Raw genomic sequence first — 16,508 nt, 5'->3', positions numbered from 1 at the left:
CAGTATCCCGCTATCGTCAACGCCTGATAAGCGGTTGAACTTTATTATCAATAGCTTCCCTCGCTCGGAAGATACGTGAACGCACCGTACCCACCGGACAATCCATGATAGCGGCTATCTCTTCATAGCTCAGGCCATCCAGCTCCCGCAAGGTTATTGCCATGCGTAAATCTTCCGGGAGGGACTCAATAGTTCGGAAAACTATCTGTCTCAGTTCTTCTGACAACATTAAGTTCTCAGGGTTCGAAATTTCTTTCAGAGCTCCGCCACTTTCGTAATTTTCTGCTTCAATCGCATCTATATCACTGGAAGGTGGACGACGCCCCTGAGCGACCAGGTAATTCTTCGCTGTATTGACTGCAATACGATACAGCCAGGTATAAAAAGCACTATCTCCCCGGAACGAGTCCAGCGCACGATAGGCCTTGATAAATGCTTCTTGTACAACATCGGGAACATCGCCCGAAGGTACATAGCGGGAAACCAGACTCGCCACCTTATGCTGGTAGCGAACCACCAGTAAGTTAAAGGCTTTCTGATCTCCCTTCTGGACCCGTTCAACCAGGACCTGGTCCGTTAACTGCTCGCTCATCCGAGGTAAAGTCTCCCCAAACCAAATTTCCACGCGCTTTCGAAACGCCACTCCATAAGCTTCACTATGAGCAAGCAAAAGCTTAGAGTGCTCAAGTTTCGTAAAGTTCCGTTACGCATTTGTTTTTGTTTGTCATGTTGTAGACAGGTCTTATCTCTCATTATAAGTCTACATAACCCGATCAACGCACTATCTGTATAGAAATGCCCATTTCACCGCTTGCAGAGTAACCCAACAGCCACTTTATTTCACCTCATAATCTGATGCTAACGGCCTGCTTCACAAAATATTTTTGCTCTTTCACTCATCCCCATGCCTTTCCTCTATGTTTAGCCATTGCAACACAGTTAAAAATAAAACGTGCAGTATCGCGCAATGTGGTGCTATGGTGACCAAACTCTGTTTAGTAAATTAAACAAAAATCATGAATACGACTCCCGAATTATTCTGTGATGTACTGATCATTGGCAGCGGGGCTGCCGGACTTTCACTGGCGCTACGCCTGGCTGAAAAACATCAGGTCATTGTCCTGAGCAAAGGGCCGGTTAGCGAAGGCTCGACATTTTATGCTCAGGGTGGCATCGCCGCCGTTTTTGATGAAACCGACAGCATTGACTCTCACGTTGAAGACACGCTGATTGCAGGGGCCGGTCTTTGCGATCGTCATGCCGTTGAGTTTGTTGCCAGCAACGCCCGTTCATGTGTCCAGTGGCTGATTGATCAAGGCGTCTTATTTGATACTCAGGTTCAGCCCAACGGCGAAGAGAGCTATCACCTGACCCGAGAAGGCGGCCATAGCCATCGACGAATCCTGCATGCGGCAGATGCTACGGGTAAAGAAGTCGAAACCACGCTGGTCAGCCAGGCGCAAAATCATCCGAATATTCGGGTGCTGGAACGCAGTAACGCCGTGGACCTGATCATCTCAGATAAAATTGGTCTACCGGGGACGCGCCGGGTTGTTGGAGCATGGATTTGGAACCGGAATAAAGAGGCTGTTGAAACCTGTCATGCGAAGTCAGTCGTGCTGGCTACCGGCGGCGCTTCTAAAGTGTATCAATACACCACCAACCCGGATATTTCCTCCGGTGATGGGATAGCCATGGCCTGGCGTGCGGGTTGCCGCGTTGCCAATCTCGAATTTAACCAGTTTCACCCAACCGCACTGTATCACCCACAGGCGCGCAATTTTCTGCTGACCGAAGCACTGCGTGGGGAAGGCGCGCACCTGAAACGCCCGGACGGCTCACGTTTTATGCCCGACTTTGACAAGCGCGGCGAGCTGGCTCCACGTGATATTGTCGCCCGTGCCATCGACCATGAAATGAAGCGTTTGGGTGCTGACTGCATGTTCCTCGACATCAGCCATAAACCAGAAGAATTTGTCCGCCAGCATTTCCCGATGATTTATGAAAAACTGTTAGGCCTGGGTATCGATCTGACCAAAGAGCCGGTCCCTATCGTCCCCGCTGCACACTATACCTGCGGCGGTGTGATGGTTGATGACTTTGGCCGCACAGATGTCGACGGTTTATATGCCATCGGCGAAGTGAGCTATACCGGTCTGCATGGTGCCAATCGCATGGCGTCGAACTCGCTGCTGGAGTGTCTGGTGTATGGCTGGTCTGCTGCGGAAGATATTGACCGCAGAATGCCTTATGCCCGCGGCGTTAACTCGCTGCCGGGTTGGGATGAAAGTCGGGTAGAAAATCCGGATGAATTGGTTGTTATCCAGCATAACTGGCATGAGTTACGGCTGTTTATGTGGGATTACGTCGGCATCGTGCGTACGACCAAACGTCTGGAGCGTGCACTGCGACGTATCACTATGCTACAGCAGGAAATCGACGAATATTACGCCCATTTCCGCGTGTCGAATAATTTGCTGGAACTGCGCAATCTGGTGCAGGTCGCCGAATTAATTGTACGCTGTGCGATGATGCGCAAAGAAAGTCGGGGCCTGCACTACACGCTGGATTATCCGGAGCAGTTGCCTGAATCAGGCCCTTCTATTCTTTCGCCACTAAGCCATCACATAAACAGATAAAATGCCTGGGTCAGCGCCGTGTAGCCTTCAGAATAACGCTGGTCTGACCCACGGATAACCAGCCTGTCGCTAAAGCACTCCCCGGTCTGCGGGGAGAAAGCCAGCAAAACCCGATGCGGTAACCGGGCCTCGGTTTCCGCCACATCCGTACGCAAACGCAGATGCCAGCCCATACTTAATGCCTGTTGGGTAAACGCGTTGCCAATTTGCTCCGGTAGCACCACACAAAAAAAACCTTCTTCGGTAATGCTGTCAGCCGCCAGGGTGAGTAATGCTTCGTGATCGAGTGTGGTCGTGTAGCGCGCCTGTTCTCGCTGTGGGGTTGCGCATTCCACACCCTGTTCATAATAGGGTGGATTGCTGATAATCAAGTCAAAACGTACGGTCTGGCGCGGTACCCATTGCTGAGCATCCTCTGAATGCACCGTCACACGATGCCTCCAGGGAGATTGCGCGATGTTTTCCTGCGCCTGCTGCGCAGCATCAACATCAAGCTCAACAGCATCAATGATGACGTTCTCGTCTGTACGTTGGGCCAGCATCAGCGCCAGCAGGCCACTCCCGGTACCAATATCAAGGATCCGTTTTACGCCGGCCACAGGGGCCCAGGCACCCAATAAAATACCGTCCGTTCCGACTTTCATTGCACAACGATCGTGTGCCACAAAAAACTGCTTAAAAGTAAACCCATTACGCCGAAGTACGGATGTAGACTGAGGCATGAAGAACAACCTTCCTGGGAAAAAAACGATAACATAGGATAAAAACAATACCTGAGAAGGTATATCCATACAAACAGATGAAGATTGCAGCCGTAACGTCTATAATCAGCGCCCCACTCAGAGGTAGAACATGACTGTAACGACTTTTTCCGAACTTGAACTCGATGAAAGCCTGCTGGAAGCCCTCCAGGAAAAAGGTTTCACTCGCCCGACCGCCATTCAGGCTGCCGCCATTCCGCCTGCGCTCGATGGCCGTGATGTACTCGGTTCTGCGCCGACAGGCACCGGTAAAACGGCGGCATACTTGCTGCCAGCGTTGCAGCACCTGCTCGACTTCCCGCGCAAGAAATCCGGTCCACCACGCATTTTAATCCTGACGCCAACGCGCGAACTGGCGATGCAGGTTGCCGAACACGCCCGTGAATTGGCCAAAAATACGCATCTGGATATTGCCACCATTACTGGCGGCGTGGCTTACATGAACCACATGGAAGTCTTCAGCGAAAACCAGGACATCGTGGTCGCCACCACGGGTCGTTTGCTGCAATACATCAAAGAAGAGAACTTTGACTGTCATGCGGTTGAGACACTGATCCTTGATGAAGCCGATCGCATGCTGGACATGGGCTTTGCCCAGGACATCGAGCATATTGCCGGTGAAACCCGCTGGCGTAAGCAGACCATGCTGTTCTCAGCCACGCTGGAAGGTGATGCGATAAAAGATTTTGCCGAACGTCTGCTGGACGATCCGGTTGAAGTTTCTGCGGATCCGTCGACACGCGAACGCAAGAAGATCCATCAATGGTACTACCGTGCCGATGACATCGAACATAAAACAGCTCTGCTGATCCATCTGCTAAAACAGCCGGAAGCGACCCGCTCAATCGTCTTTGTCCGTAAACGTGAGCGTGTGCACGAGCTGGCAGGTTGGCTGCGCCAGGCTGGCATTAATAACTGCTATCTCGAAGGCGAGATGGTGCAGATTAAGCGTAACGAAGCGATCAAACGTCTGACCGATGGTCGTGTGAACGTACTGGTTGCAACAGATGTAGCTGCGCGTGGTATCGACATCCCGGACGTCAGCCACGTGTTTAACTTCGACATGCCGCGCAGTGGCGATGCCTATCTGCACCGCATTGGCCGTACTGGTCGTGCCGGGCGGAAAGGTACTGCGATTTCTCTGGTTGAAGCGCATGACCACCTGTTACTCGGCAAAGCGAGTCGTTATATTGACGAGCCATTGAAGGCACGCGTCATTGATGAACTGCGTCCAACAACGCGTGCGCCAAGTGAGAAGTCTAACGGCAAGCCATCCAAGAAAGTACTGGCGAAACGCGCAGAGAAAAAAGCCAAAGATAAAGAAAAGCCGCGAGTGAAGAAACGTCACCGCGATGCCAAGAATATCGGCAAACGTCGCAAGCCAAGCGGTACTGCCCCACAGCAGACCGACAAAGAGTAAGCAGAATGCCGGGCCAGTCAGCCCGGCATTTTTTCATGCACGGCAAAGCTCTCTGAAATACATTCTATAAAAACCCGCATCGCCGGGCTAACGACTTTTCCGGCATGATGTGCGCACAATGCGGTAATCAGTTCAGGCTCCTGACTGAATGGCAACTCTATTAATTCACCTGAGCGTAATTCCTTCTCGACGGTAAACCGCGGTAAAAAACTGACACCAAGATTCGCAGAAACACACTGCTTGATGCTTTCGATACTCCATAGCTCGATAGTGTTTTCCAGCGTAATCTGTCGCTTACGCAGCATACTTTCAAAACGCTGTCTAAAAATACATTGCGGTTCATTAATGATAAAAGTGCAGGGAATATGCTGATTATGCTGAGTGAAATCAACATCCTGAAGAGCCGGAGAGGCGACCAGCGCCAGTGGCTGTTCACCCAGTGACAACATCTCAAGCGCATCATCATTTCCCACCCGATAAAACACCCCCAGATCAACCTCATCACCCAGCAGAGCATCACGAATGACATAACAATTGAGCGACTGTAGGGACAATCGAACATTAGGAGCGCGTTGTTTAAAGCGCTGTAAAACCTGCGGCATTTTATAGGCCAGCAACGTTTCTCCGGTTGCGACGCGGAGATCACCGCTCGGCTGTGCATCTTGTTGCGCCGTCTGACGGATCGACGCCATCACGCGAGTCAGGTCATGTATATGCGGCATCAGCCGTTTACCCTCACTGGTGAGACACATCCGCCGACCAATTTTTTCGAATAACTGTATTGAGAGTTCTTGTTCAAGCTGTTGAATATGAAACGTTACGGTCGATTGCGTACAGCAAAGTTTTTGTGAAGCCCGAAGGAATGAGCCCTCTTCCACTACCGTTTTTAACGTAATAAACCGACGTAAATCCATCCTCACCAACCCATCGAAATTATCGAATTCAAAATGCAAAAACATTCATTTTTTAAAATGTTGTGTCTCGGGTACTGTCTGCTAAAACAGAGGAGATAACAAGTGACCCCCATGCTTTTAAGTGCATTCTGGACCTATACACTGATTACTGCGCTAACACCCGGCCCGAATAATATCCTCGCGCTGAGTGCGGCAACATCACATGGCTTACGTCAGAGCACGCGTGTTCTGGCAGGAATGAGCCTGGGCTTTTTAATCGTCATGCTGCTGTGCGCCGGGATCTCGTTTTCGCTGGCCGTCCTGGATCCGGCTATCATTCATTGGCTGAGTTGGGCAGGGGCAGCCTACATTTTATGGCTGGCAATGAAAATCGCCACCAGCCCAGCCTCAAACGATAGCCTACAGGCGAAACCGATTAGCTTTTGGGCGAGTTTTGGTTTGCAGTTTGTGAACGTCAAAATCATTTTGTACGGCATTACCGCGTTATCCACGTTTGTGTTGCCATATACCCAGGATGCTTACTGGTTAGTGAGTGTCAGTATTTTGCTGGCGCTGATTGGAACCTTTGGCAATGCCTGCTGGGCGCTGGCTGGTCATCTTTTCCAGCGGATTTTTCGCCACTATGGACGGCAGCTGAATATCGTTCTGGCATTACTGTTGGTTTATTGTGCGGTGAGGATTTTTTACTAACGGAGGTGAAAAGGCGGAAGCTGCACTAACATCTTCCGCCTTCTGATTTTCTGCTAATCGGGGTTACTCCCCGCGAGCCTTACAGGCTCTCAGTAAAGGTACGAGCAATAACGTCGCGCTGCTGTTCTGGAGTCAGCGAGTTAAAACGTACTGCATAACCAGAAACACGGATGGTCAGCTGCGGATATTTTTCCGGGTGCTTAACTGCATCTTCCAGCGTTTCACGACGCAGAACGTTAACGTTCAGGTGCTGGCCACCTTCTACGCGCACTTCTGGCTGTACATCTACCGGTACTTCACGGTATTCGATTTCGCCCAGTTTGCTGACGGCAACGACTTCATCAGCGTTGAAACCTGCTTTCGCAACGATGCAGCGTGCTTCGCCTTTTTCGCTGTCCAGCAGCCAGAAAGAGTTCAGCAGGTCGTCGTTTGCAGCTTTAGTAATCTGGATACCTGTAATCATGTTGATGCCTCCCCGGCAAAATTATTTGATTTCGGTTGGCCTCATCCGGCCAATTGGTAAAACCATTGTTGCTTGAGTGTATATATACCCCTCACACACCCTTGAATCTTTGATTTAAATCAACAAAAACCACACATGAAAAGTGGTGATAGGTGGATTTTATTGTTTTACATCAACTTACGCCATGTGCGCAGGTAAACTTTTTACATAAATTTTCAACTATCTTTAAGGGGTAGCTCTTTGAGAAACGTGCAGAATTTTGCGCCGTTGAAAGAAGCAGTTAAGCTATGGGGATTGAAAAAATCGCAGGAGAGCGAGATGGCCACCGAATTAACCTGGCACGATGTGCTGGCTGAAGAGAAACAGCAGCCCTATTTTGTGAACACGTTGCATACCGTTGCCGGCGAACGCCAGTCAGGTATGACAATTTATCCGCCACAAAAAGATGTGTTTAACGCTTTTCGCTTTACTGAGCTTGGCGACGTTAAAGTTGTCATTCTGGGACAAGATCCTTACCACGGTCCAGGGCAGGCCCATGGTCTGGCTTTCTCTGTACGTCCAGGCATCGCCACTCCGCCGTCATTACTGAACATGTATAAAGAGCTGGAAGCCACCATCCCAGGATTTACCCGTCCGACGCATGGATACCTGGAGAGCTGGGCTCGTCAGGGAGTGTTGCTACTGAACACTGTTCTCACCGTTCGGGCAGGTCAGGCACATTCACATGCCAGCCTGGGTTGGGAAACCTTTACCGATAAAGTCATTAGCCTGATTAACGAACATCGTGAAGGCGTTGTTTTCCTGCTTTGGGGCTCTCACGCCCAGAAGAAAGGGTCCATTATTGATGCACAGCGCCACCATGTGCTGAAAGCGCCGCACCCGTCCCCCCTTTCTGCCCATCGCGGTTTCTTTGGTTGTAATCACTTTGTACTGGCAAATGAATGGCTGGAACAACGGGGAGAAAAGCCGATCGACTGGATGCCGGTATTGCCGGCGGAGAGCGAGTAAAAAAATGCCAGCGAATCGCTGGCATTTTTATTATCAGGCTTTGTTCTGACGCCACCACTCCGCGAGCAGTACACCTGTCGCAACGGAGACGTTAAGCGTTTCTACGTTGCCAGTACCATCAATCGCAACGCACAGGTCGTCTGCTGAGCAAGCTGCTTCTGGCAGAGCTTCACGTTCGCGGCCTAACACCAGCACCATTTTTTCTGGCAGCGTGGTGTTAAATAGCGGCTTACCTTTGTCGCTTGAGGTCATGACGACGGTGTAACCCGCCTGGCGGAAATCATCCAGCACATCCACAATACTGTCGCCAGTAATCGGTTGAACATGCTCGGCACCACCTTCCGCAGTACGGATGGCTGCACCGGATTCCAGCAGCGCTGCATCCTGTACCACGACGCCTTTCACGCCGAAGTGTGCGCAGCTGCGCATCATACCGCCCAGGTTATGCGGATTGGCGATATCTTCCAGCGCCAGCACACAATCTTGCGCCCCCGCCTGACCAACCCACTGCTTAACGGTAGTACCGTTACGTTTTTTGATCAGGAAGCAAACACCGCCATGGTGCTCAGTACCAGACGCTTTCGCCAGTTCGGCCTCATCAACCACGTGATAGGCTTTGCGGTTTGCCGCCATCCAGCGCAATGCTTCTTTGAATCGCGGTGTTACGCTCTGAATAAACCAGGCGCGGACGATGGCATCCGGGCGGCTCTGGAACAGCGCCTGACACGCATTTTCGCCATAAACGCGGGTTTCTTCCGCGCGCTGACGACGCAGTACTTCAGGATCGATAAAGCTCTTACCGCTGATGCCACCATGATCGGCTTTATCCGCAATATCATCATTCGGTGCGCGGGATACGGTACGCCACGGTGAATCTTCACGTCTGCGATCGCGTTCTACATCGCGGTCACGACCACGCTCACGACCGCGTTCACTGTTCGGACCCTTTCTGTCATCACGGGCAGGGCGACGACCGCCTTCGGCTCGGGAAGTACCGGGGCGACCGCCGCCTTTGCCAGTACGTGGATTTTGGGTGCGTTTATCCGAGTCATCGTCACTGCGGACGTACATCACTTTGACCTTGCCGTTTTTGTTCTTCAGTTCGTCGCTCATGTTTTTCTCCACCTGCTCTGCGCGAAGCGCGCAGATTACCCGATGTGCACGTCGTTAGCCATTATTTCATTTAAAAGCTAATGACTATTGTACTCATTGAATAAAACGCATTGTTGTTTAAAACAGTCTCTCCGATAATATGTAACATAATAGAAACATACTGGCGTCATTGCCGCAAAGTCCACCCTACTCATCCAGAGGTTAGTTATGAATACCGTTTGTACCAGCTGCCAGGCTATCAACCGCATTCCCGACGATCGTGTTCAGGAAGCGGCCAAATGCGGACGCTGTGGTCACGACCTGTTTGACGGGGAGGTGATCAATGCGACCGGTGAAACGCTGGATAAGCTGCTAAAAGACGATCTTCCGGTGGTCGTTGATTTTTGGGCACCATGGTGTGGTCCGTGCCGTAACTTCGCACCTATTTTTGAAGATGTCGCGGAAGAGCGTAGCGGTAAAGTGCGCTTTGTTAAAGTGAATACGGAAGCTGAACGCGAACTCAGTGCACGTTTCGGCATCCGCAGCATTCCGACCATCATGATCTTCAGGAAGGGTGAAGTCGTCGATATGCTGAATGGCGCTGTACCCAAAGCCCCGTTTGATAGCTGGCTTAACGAATCGTTATAATCTCTGCGGGGCGCATCTTGTGCCCCGTTTTCACCTCTGCGACAATAGCGTTTTTCAACGTGTTTCCCCATGACCGATAACGCTGTTCTTCAGTTACGCGCCGAGCGCCTCGCGCGCGCCACACGTCCTTTTCTTGCCCGAGGCAACCGCATTCGTCGCTGTCAGCGTTGTCTGCTACCGCTAAAACTCTGTCTGTGCGCCACATGGGTGTCTTCTCAGGCCAAAAGCCGTTTTTGTCTGATGATGTTCGATACCGAACCGATGAAGCCCAGTAACACGGGACGTTTGATTGCCGATATTTTACCCAACACTGCTGCTTTTCAGTGGTCTCGCACCGAACCACCGCAGGAGCTGCTTGATCTGGTGCAACATCCTGATTATCAGCCAATGGTCGTTTTCCCCGCGTCTTATGCCGGTGAAGAACGTGACGTCATTTTCACACCACCAGCCGGTAAACCACCGTTGTTTATCATGCTTGATGGCACCTGGCCGGAAGCACGTAAAATGTTCCGTAAAAGTCCCTACCTCGACAACCTGCCGGTGATCTCCGTCGATCTATCGCGCCTTTCCGCTTACCACCTGCGCGGGGTGCACGCCGAGGGACAATACTGCACTGCCGAAGTCGCCATTGCCTTGTTGGATTTGGCAGGAGATACGCAAGCAGCTGAGGGCTTAAGCGCCCACTTTACTCGCTTTAAAACACGCTACCTGGCAGGAAAAACTCAACATCAGGGAAGCGTCACAGCAGAGTCAATAGAAAGCGTTTAAAATCATTCGGTCACTGGAGTCATTAAGGAAGCCGATATGAGTCAACGTGGTCTGGAAGCGCTACTGCGACCGAAGTCCATTGCAGTGATTGGGGCGTCAATGAAGCCAAATCGAGCAGGATACCTGATGATGCGTAACCTGCTGGCAGGAGGGTTCAACGGCCCCGTTTTACCAGTGACACCCGCCTGGAAAGCAGTGTTGGGCGTACTGGCCTGGCCCAATATTGGCAGCCTGCCTTTTTCTCCTGACCTGGCCATTTTGTGTACCAATGCCAGCCGTAATCTGGCGTTACTGGAAGCACTGGGCGAGAAAGGCTGCAAAACCTGCATTATTCTCTCGGCTCCCGCGGCACAGCATGCTGAACTGCTGGCCTGCGCATCACGTTATAAAATTCGTCTACTGGGCCCTAACAGTCTCGGGGTTCTGGCCCCCTGGCAAGGGCTTAACGCCAGCTTTTCTCCCGTTCCGATTAAACGCGGCAAGCTTGCTTTTATCTCCCAGTCGGCGGCGATTTCCAACACCATTCTGGACTGGGCGCAGCAGCGCGATATGGGGTTTTCCTGGTTTATCGCGCTGGGCGACAGCCTGGATATTGATGTTGATGAACTACTGGATTACCTGGCGCGCGACAGTAAAACCAGCGCGATATTGCTCTACCTCGAACATTTAAGCGATGCCCGGCGTTTTGTCTCAGCCGCGCGTAGCGCCTCGCGTAACAAACCTATTCTGGTGATTAAAAGCGGCCGTAGCCCCGCAGCACAGCGTTTACTGCATACCAGTGCCGGAATGGACCCGGCCTGGGATGCAGCGATTCAACGTGCTGGTTTATTGCGCGTACAGGACACTCATGAGCTTTTCTCGGCAGTCGAAACCCTGAGCCATATGCGCCCGTTACGCGGCGACAGACTGATGATCATTAGCAATGGGGCCGCTCCCGCGGCGCTGGCATTAGATGAGCTGTGGTCGAGAAACGGTAAGCTGGCCGCGCTGAGTGAGGAAACCTGTCAGAAATTACGCGATGCCTTACCTGCTCACGTAGATATTGCCAATCCACTGGATCTGCGTGACGATGCCAGCAGCGAACATTACGTCAAGACACTGGATATTTTACTCGCCAGTCAGGATTTCGACGCACTGATGGTCATTCACTCACCCAGTGCGGCAGCCCCCGGAACCGAGAGCGCACAGGCGCTAATTGAAGCCGTCAAACACCATCCGCGAGGTAAGTTCGTCTCCTTGCTGACCAACTGGTGCGGCGAGTTTTCATCCCAGGAAGCTCGCAGGCTGTTTAGTGAAGCCGGATTACCCACCTATCGCACACCGGAAGGTACCATTACGGCCTTCATGCATATGGTCGAATATCGGCGTAACCAGAAGCAACTGCGAGAAACACCAGCCCTACCCGATAGCCTGACCGCTAACACCGCCGAAGCGCATAGTCTGTTACAGCAGGCGATTGCTGAGGGAGCAACATCGCTGGATACCCATGAAGTGCAGCCGATTTTGCAAGCCTATGGTTTACACACTCTACCTACCTGGATCGCCAGCGACAGTGCGGAAGCCGTACACATCGCAGAACAAATCGGTTACCCGGTAGCACTGAAGCTTCGCTCTCCTGATATCCCGCATAAGTCGGAAGTTCAGGGGGTTATGTTGTACCTGCGTACGGCAATAGAAGTGCAGCAGGCTGCGAATGCGATTTTTGATCGGGTAAGAATGGCCTGGCCACAGGCACGTATCCACGGTTTGTTAGTACAAAGTATGGCTAACCGCGCCGGTGCTCAGGAGCTGCGCGTCGTCGTCGAACATGATCCTGTGTTTGGCCCACTGATTATGTTGGGTGAAGGTGGCGTTGAGTGGCGTCCTGAAGAGCAAGCTGTTGTCGCATTGCCACCACTCAACATGAACCTGGCGCGTTATCTGGTGATCCAGGGGATCAAAAACAAAAAGATCCGCGCTCGCAGCGCACTACGTCCCTTAGATATTGCAGGCTTAAGCCAACTGTTGGTCCAGGTCTCCAACCTGATCGTAGACTGTCCGGAAATTCAGCGCCTGGATATCCATCCTCTGTTGGCCTCTGCTGGGGAATTTACTGCACTGGACGTCACACTGGATATTGGCCCTTTCACGGGCGATAACGAAAGCAGACTGGCGATACGCCCTTATCCCCATCAGCTTGAAGAGTGGGTCGAGATGAAGAACGGCGAGCGCTGTCTGTTCCGCCCTATTCTGCCGGAAGATGAACCCTATTTGCAGCAATTCATTTCACAGGTGACGAAAGAAGATCTTTATTATCGCTACTTCAGTGAGATCAACGAATTCACCCATGAAGATTTAGCCAACATGACGCAGATCGACTACGATCGGGAAATGGCCTTTGTGGCCGTGCGTTGTCGTGATAACCACGAAGAGATCCTCGGCGTGACGCGGGCCATCTCCGATCCGGATAATATCGATGCGGAATTTGCCGTACTGGTTCGTTCAGACCTCAAAGGGCTGGGTTTAGGTCGCCGGTTGATGGAAAAGTTGATTGCATACACCCGAGATCACGGACTTAGACGTTTAAATGGTATTACGATGCCAAACAATCGTGGGATGGTCGCCCTGGCCCGAAAACTCGGGTTTGATGTCGACGTCCAGCTCGAAGAGGGAATTGTTGGGCTAACGCTGAATCTGGCCCAATATGAGGAATCGTGAGTAAGGTACTGGAAATGTTGACCACATTCATGGGTACTGGTGGTATCATTGCCCGCTTATGTCGTCTGCAAAGCACAGAGGACCCTTCAATGAACAGAGAAGAAATGCACTGTGATGTTGTCAAAATTTAAGCGTAATAAACATCAACAACACCTTGCCCAACTACCTAAGATTTCTCAGTCAGTTGATGATGTAGATTTCTTTTATGCTCCCGCAAATTTCAGGGAGACTCTGCTGGAGAAAATTGCCAGCGCGACGCGACGGATCTGCATTATTGCGCTGTATCTGGAACAGGATGACGGCGGTAAAGGCATACTCGACGCGCTCTATGCGGCAAAGCGGCAGCGTCCTGAACTGGATATCCGGGTGCTTGTCGACTGGCATCGAGCTCAGCGTGGACGCATTGGTGTTGCGGCATCCAATACCAACGCTGACTGGTATTGCCGCATGGCGCAAGAAAACCCTGGTATCGATATCCCTGTCTACGGCGTGCCGATTAACACCCGCGAAGCGCTTGGTGTTCTGCATTTTAAAGGCTTTATCATTGATGATAGCGTCCTGTATAGCGGGGCCAGTCTGAACGATGTTTACTTACACCAACATGATAAATACCGCTATGACCGCTATCAGCTGATTCGCAACACGAAGATGGCCGATATCATGTACGATTGGGTTACGCAAAACCTGATGAATGGGCGCGGCGTTAATCGTCTCGATGATATCCATCGTCCTAAAAGTCCGGAAATTAAAAACGATATCCGCCTGTACCGCCAGGAATTGCGCGATGCATCCTTCCATTTTCAGGGTGATGCGGATAATGAACAGCTTTCGGTCACGCCGCTGGTTGGGCTCGGAAAATCCAGTCTGTTAAATAAGACTATTTTCCACCTCATGCCCTGTGCGGAGCACAAACTCACAATCTGTACCCCTTATTTCAACCTGCCTGCCATACTGGTGCGCAATATCATTCAACTGCTGCGTGAAGGGAAAAAAGTTGAAATCATTGTCGGTGATAAAACCGCCAACGACTTTTTCATTCCGGAAGATGAGCCATTCAAGATCATCGGTGCGCTGCCTTATCTGTATGAAATAAATCTGCGTCGTTTCCTGAGCAGACTGCAGTATTACGTGAATACTGACCAGCTGGTCGTGCGCTTATGGAAAGATGATGACAACACCTATCATCTGAAAGGCATGTGGGTTGATGATAAATGGATGCTGCTTACCGGCAATAATCTTAACCCCCGCGCCTGGCGGCTGGATTTGGAAAACGCCATTCTTATCCATGATCCCCAGCAGGAACTGACTCCCCAGCGTGATAAAGAGCTGGAGCTTATCCGCACCCACACCACCGTCGTGAAACACTATCGCGACTTGCAAAGTATTGCTGACTATCCGGTGAAAGTGCGTAAGCTTATCCGTCGATTACGTCGTATTCGAATCGACAGATTAATCAGCCGTATTCTGTAATCAAGACCCCGTCCAGTGACGGGGTTTTTCCTATGGAGGCAACGGTGCGCCTGTGTATTCTTGCCAGTGTTTTGCTTCTTTCCGGTTGTAGCCACATGGCTAACGACAGCTGGAGTGGGCAAGACAAAGCTCAACACTTTATCGCCTCGGCCATGCTTGCCGCAGCAGGGAACGAGTATGCACAACATCAGGGAAACAGTCGCGATCGTAGCGCAGCTATCGGTTTGATGTTCTCAGTCAGCCTTGGTGCATCAAAAGAGCTGTGGGACAGCCGACCCACTGGGAGCGGCTGGAGCTGGAAAGACTTTGCCTGGGATGTGGCGGGCGCATCAACCGGCTATGCCGTTTGGCAACTGGCACATCATTAGAGGCGTAAGCCTTTTCCCTTACGGTGTAACATCAGCGAAACCAGGAATGCGACCACCGCCATCGCAGTGACATACCAGAAGAATGACGTTTCCATACCGACAGATTTTAGGGATAGCGCGACATATTCAGCCGACCCCCCAAACAGGGCATTGGCTACCGCATACGATAATCCCACCCCCAGCGCACGGACCTGCGCCGGAAACATCTCTGCCTTCAGTATCCCGCTGATGGACGTATAGAAACTGACGATCAGCAAGGCGCACATCACAAGGGCAAATGCCACAAACGGAGAACTCACATTCTGCAGTGCAGACAGAATAGGCACAGTGAAAATCGTCGCCAGCGCACCAAAGCATAGCATTGAAGTCCGTCGGCCTATTTTATCTGACAACGCACCGAACAGCGGTTGTACCAACATAAACACGCACAATGCAGCCGTCATAATGCCGCTGGCCACGTTGGCATGCATACCCGCCGTATTGACCAGATATTTCTGCATGTAGGTCGTAAACGTATAAAAACACAGAGAGCCAGCAGCGGTGAACCCCAGAACCATAAGAAAGGCTTTGCGGTTACGCCACAACCCTTTCAGAGAACCCGCTTCTTTCAACGCACGGACATCCTGTTTTGATGTTTCATCCAGTTGACGACGCAGCCACAATGCCACAATAGCTAACACAGCACCCAGTGCAAACGGAATACGCCAGCCCCAGGCTCTGAGCGCAGAATCGTCCAGGGTTTGCTGTAGTATGACCACAACAAGTAATGCCAGTAGTTGCCCACCAATTAACGTAACGTACTGGAACGATGCATAGAATCCTTTCTTACCTTCAACTGCCACTTCACTCATGTAAGTCGCGCTAGTACCGTATTCCCCACCAACAGATAGCCCCTGGAATAATCTGGCCAGCAGTAATAGCGCGGGAGCCCAGGTGCCGATCGTCTCATATCCAGGTAGACAGGCGATCACCAGCGATCCCATGCACATCATGCAGACAGATAACAACATAGACTTTTTACGTCCGTGTTTATCCGCAATACGGCCAAAAAGCCATCCCCCGATTGGCCGCATCAGAAAGCCTGCAGCGAAAACGCCGGCGGTTTGTAACAATTGAGTGGTGGTATTTCCGGAAGGAAAAAATATGTGGGCAAAATAAAGGGAACAGAAAGAGTAGATATAGAAATCAAACCATTCAACCAGATTCCCTGACGATGCACCAACAATTGCCCATATACGACGACGGGTGTCGCCATCTGCCAGCGCCCCGTTCTCAGTTACACTACTATCAGCCATTAGAATTGTACCCCTGCCAGGATCTTATGAATCTATCAATGATGTTTCGTATCCATTTTAGTAAAACAAATGTTATATAATTGTTATTATTTATTGTGAGAGATAGATCGCAATTTTAATTAGCAGGGAAAGGATTAAGAAATGTTCGAGGGAAGAGTGAGGTGTTGCTTTGTACCCGATAGTGTTGCAGTTGTAGGCCGGATAAGGCAGCACGCCGCATCCGGCAATGTGCCCAGGCCTGCAAAATACGTTCAGTCCAGCGCACACGCAAAAAA

At 51.2% G+C, this 16,508-nt stretch carries 16 protein-coding genes; 9 read left to right on the top strand and 7 right to left on the bottom strand.

Annotation, left to right across the window (positions count from 1 at the left end):
- Window positions 1–16 precede the first annotated feature (16 nt).
- Both rpoE and rseD read right to left on the bottom strand, forming a co-directional pair.
- Window positions 17–592 carry an RNA polymerase sigma factor RpoE gene (gene rpoE / locus OGX95_RS06555; RefSeq protein WP_003037573.1) on the bottom strand — a complete coding sequence of 192 codons (576 nt, stop codon included), beginning with the start codon at window positions 590–592 and terminating at the stop codon, window positions 17–19.
- Window positions 589–753 (bottom strand): rpoE leader peptide RseD, encoded by a 165-nt coding sequence (gene rseD, locus OGX95_RS06550; RefSeq protein WP_124022090.1) that lies wholly within the window; start codon window positions 751–753, stop codon window positions 589–591. Before rseD ends, rpoE begins: the two co-directional genes overlap by 4 nt.
- Before the next feature lie 263 nt (window positions 754–1,016).
- On the opposite strand from rseD, the gene nadB reads away from it, so the two are divergent.
- Entirely contained in the window at window positions 1,017–2,639 is a 1,623-nt protein-coding gene (nadB, locus tag OGX95_RS06545) for an L-aspartate oxidase (protein WP_286628836.1), read from the top strand.
- Here the strand turns inward: nadB and trmN are convergent.
- Window positions 2,624–3,361, bottom strand: a complete 738-nt coding sequence (trmN, locus tag OGX95_RS06540) for a tRNA(1)(Val) (adenine(37)-N(6))-methyltransferase TrmN (protein WP_286628835.1) — start codon at window positions 3,359–3,361, stop codon at window positions 2,624–2,626. The genes nadB and trmN overlap by 16 nt on opposite strands.
- A gap of 130 nt (window positions 3,362–3,491) precedes the next feature.
- Between trmN and srmB the strand changes: the two genes are divergently transcribed.
- A complete protein-coding gene (srmB, locus tag OGX95_RS06535) occupies window positions 3,492–4,820 on the top strand; it encodes an ATP-dependent RNA helicase SrmB (RefSeq protein WP_286628833.1) in 1,329 nt (442 codons plus the stop codon).
- Between the two features lie 17 nt (window positions 4,821–4,837).
- On the opposite strand, the gene OGX95_RS06530 is transcribed toward srmB, so the two are convergent.
- Window positions 4,838–5,734: a LysR family transcriptional regulator gene (locus OGX95_RS06530; protein WP_286628832.1), complete on the bottom strand. Its 897-nt coding sequence runs from the start codon at window positions 5,732–5,734 to the stop codon at window positions 4,838–4,840.
- A gap of 102 nt (window positions 5,735–5,836) precedes the next feature.
- Here OGX95_RS06530 and eamB point away from each other — a divergent pair, with 102 nt between their 5' ends.
- Window positions 5,837–6,424 carry a cysteine/O-acetylserine transporter gene (gene eamB / locus OGX95_RS06525; RefSeq protein ID WP_286628830.1) on the top strand — a complete coding sequence of 196 codons (588 nt, stop codon included), beginning with the start codon at window positions 5,837–5,839 and terminating at the stop codon, window positions 6,422–6,424.
- Window positions 6,425–6,503: 79 nt separating this feature from the next.
- On the opposite strand, the gene grcA is transcribed toward eamB, so the two are convergent.
- Window positions 6,504–6,887 (bottom strand): autonomous glycyl radical cofactor GrcA, encoded by a 384-nt coding sequence (gene grcA, locus OGX95_RS06520; RefSeq protein WP_003037563.1) that lies wholly within the window; start codon window positions 6,885–6,887, stop codon window positions 6,504–6,506.
- 318 nt (window positions 6,888–7,205) lie between these two features.
- Between grcA and ung the strand changes: the two genes are divergently transcribed.
- Window positions 7,206–7,895, top strand: a complete 690-nt coding sequence (gene ung / locus OGX95_RS06515) for a uracil-DNA glycosylase (protein ID WP_286628829.1) — start codon at window positions 7,206–7,208, stop codon at window positions 7,893–7,895.
- 33 nt (window positions 7,896–7,928) lie between these two features.
- Here the strand turns inward: ung and OGX95_RS06510 are convergent, their stop codons facing one another.
- Complete coding sequence (locus tag OGX95_RS06510) at window positions 7,929–9,008, bottom strand: tRNA/rRNA methyltransferase (RefSeq protein ID WP_286628828.1); 1,080 nt, start codon at window positions 9,006–9,008, stop codon at window positions 7,929–7,931.
- Window positions 9,009–9,215: 207 nt separating this feature from the next.
- Here OGX95_RS06510 and trxC point away from each other — a divergent pair, with 207 nt between their 5' ends.
- The 5 genes from trxC (at window position 9,216) to OGX95_RS06480 (ending at window position 14,938) form a co-directional block, all read left to right on the top strand.
- Window positions 9,216–9,635 (top strand): thioredoxin TrxC, encoded by a 420-nt coding sequence (trxC, locus tag OGX95_RS06505; RefSeq protein ID WP_137383461.1) that lies wholly within the window; start codon window positions 9,216–9,218, stop codon window positions 9,633–9,635.
- Between the two features lie 69 nt (window positions 9,636–9,704).
- A complete protein-coding gene (gene tapT / locus OGX95_RS06500) occupies window positions 9,705–10,403 on the top strand; it encodes a tRNA-uridine aminocarboxypropyltransferase (protein ID WP_286628824.1) in 699 nt (232 codons plus the stop codon).
- 36 nt (window positions 10,404–10,439) lie between these two features.
- Window positions 10,440–13,100 (top strand): bifunctional acetate--CoA ligase family protein/GNAT family N-acetyltransferase, encoded by a 2,661-nt coding sequence (locus OGX95_RS06495; RefSeq protein WP_286628823.1) that lies wholly within the window; start codon window positions 10,440–10,442, stop codon window positions 13,098–13,100.
- A 114-nt stretch (window positions 13,101–13,214) separates the two neighbouring features.
- A complete protein-coding gene (pssA, locus tag OGX95_RS06485; protein ID WP_286629305.1) occupies window positions 13,215–14,570 on the top strand; it encodes a CDP-diacylglycerol--serine O-phosphatidyltransferase in 1,356 nt (451 codons plus the stop codon).
- 32 nt (window positions 14,571–14,602) lie between these two features.
- Window positions 14,603–14,938, top strand: a complete 336-nt coding sequence (locus tag OGX95_RS06480) for a YfiM family lipoprotein (protein WP_502872767.1) — start codon at window positions 14,603–14,605, stop codon at window positions 14,936–14,938.
- Here OGX95_RS06480 and OGX95_RS06475 read toward each other — a convergent pair.
- Complete coding sequence (locus OGX95_RS06475; RefSeq protein ID WP_286628822.1) at window positions 14,935–16,233, bottom strand: MFS transporter; 1,299 nt, start codon at window positions 16,231–16,233, stop codon at window positions 14,935–14,937. The genes OGX95_RS06480 and OGX95_RS06475 overlap by 4 nt on opposite strands.
- Window positions 16,234–16,508: the final 275 nt, after the last annotated feature.

Source organism: Citrobacter sp. Cu233, from assembly GCF_030332225.1.
Classification (GTDB): Bacteria; Pseudomonadota; Gammaproteobacteria; order Enterobacterales; family Enterobacteriaceae; genus Citrobacter.
Note: the sequence above shows the minus strand (reverse complement) of the source record. Positions and strands in the feature narration are given on the sequence as shown.

Excerpts from the sequence above, each read along its gene's own strand:
- OGX95_RS06510 (WP_286628828.1), bottom strand. The coding sequence starts at position 9,008 with ATGAGCGACGAACTGAAGAACAAAAACGGCAAGGTCAAAGTGATGTAC.
- trxC (WP_137383461.1), top strand. The coding sequence starts at position 9,216 with ATGAATACCGTTTGTACCAGCTGCCAGGCTATCAACCGCATTCCCGAC.
- OGX95_RS06480 (WP_502872767.1), top strand. The coding sequence starts at position 14,603 with ATGGAGGCAACGGTGCGCCTGTGTATTCTTGCCAGTGTTTTGCTTCTT.
- rpoE (WP_003037573.1), bottom strand. The coding sequence starts at position 592 with ATGAGCGAGCAGTTAACGGACCAGGTCCTGGTTGAACGGGTCCAGAAG.
- OGX95_RS06530 (WP_286628832.1), bottom strand. The coding sequence starts at position 5,734 with ATGGATTTACGTCGGTTTATTACGTTAAAAACGGTAGTGGAAGAGGGC.
- nadB (WP_286628836.1), top strand. The coding sequence starts at position 1,017 with ATGAATACGACTCCCGAATTATTCTGTGATGTACTGATCATTGGCAGC.
- OGX95_RS06495 (WP_286628823.1), top strand. The coding sequence starts at position 10,440 with ATGAGTCAACGTGGTCTGGAAGCGCTACTGCGACCGAAGTCCATTGCA.
- ung (WP_286628829.1), top strand. The coding sequence starts at position 7,206 with ATGGCCACCGAATTAACCTGGCACGATGTGCTGGCTGAAGAGAAACAG.
- rseD (WP_124022090.1), bottom strand. The coding sequence starts at position 753 with ATGAGAGATAAGACCTGTCTACAACATGACAAACAAAAACAAATGCGT.
- grcA (WP_003037563.1), bottom strand. The coding sequence starts at position 6,887 with ATGATTACAGGTATCCAGATTACTAAAGCTGCAAACGACGACCTGCTG.
- tapT (WP_286628824.1), top strand. The coding sequence starts at position 9,705 with ATGACCGATAACGCTGTTCTTCAGTTACGCGCCGAGCGCCTCGCGCGC.
- srmB (WP_286628833.1), top strand. The coding sequence starts at position 3,492 with ATGACTGTAACGACTTTTTCCGAACTTGAACTCGATGAAAGCCTGCTG.
- OGX95_RS06475 (WP_286628822.1), bottom strand. The coding sequence starts at position 16,233 with ATGGCTGATAGTAGTGTAACTGAGAACGGGGCGCTGGCAGATGGCGAC.
- pssA (WP_286629305.1), top strand. The coding sequence starts at position 13,215 with ATGTTGTCAAAATTTAAGCGTAATAAACATCAACAACACCTTGCCCAA.
- trmN (WP_286628835.1), bottom strand. The coding sequence starts at position 3,361 with ATGCCTCAGTCTACATCCGTACTTCGGCGTAATGGGTTTACTTTTAAG.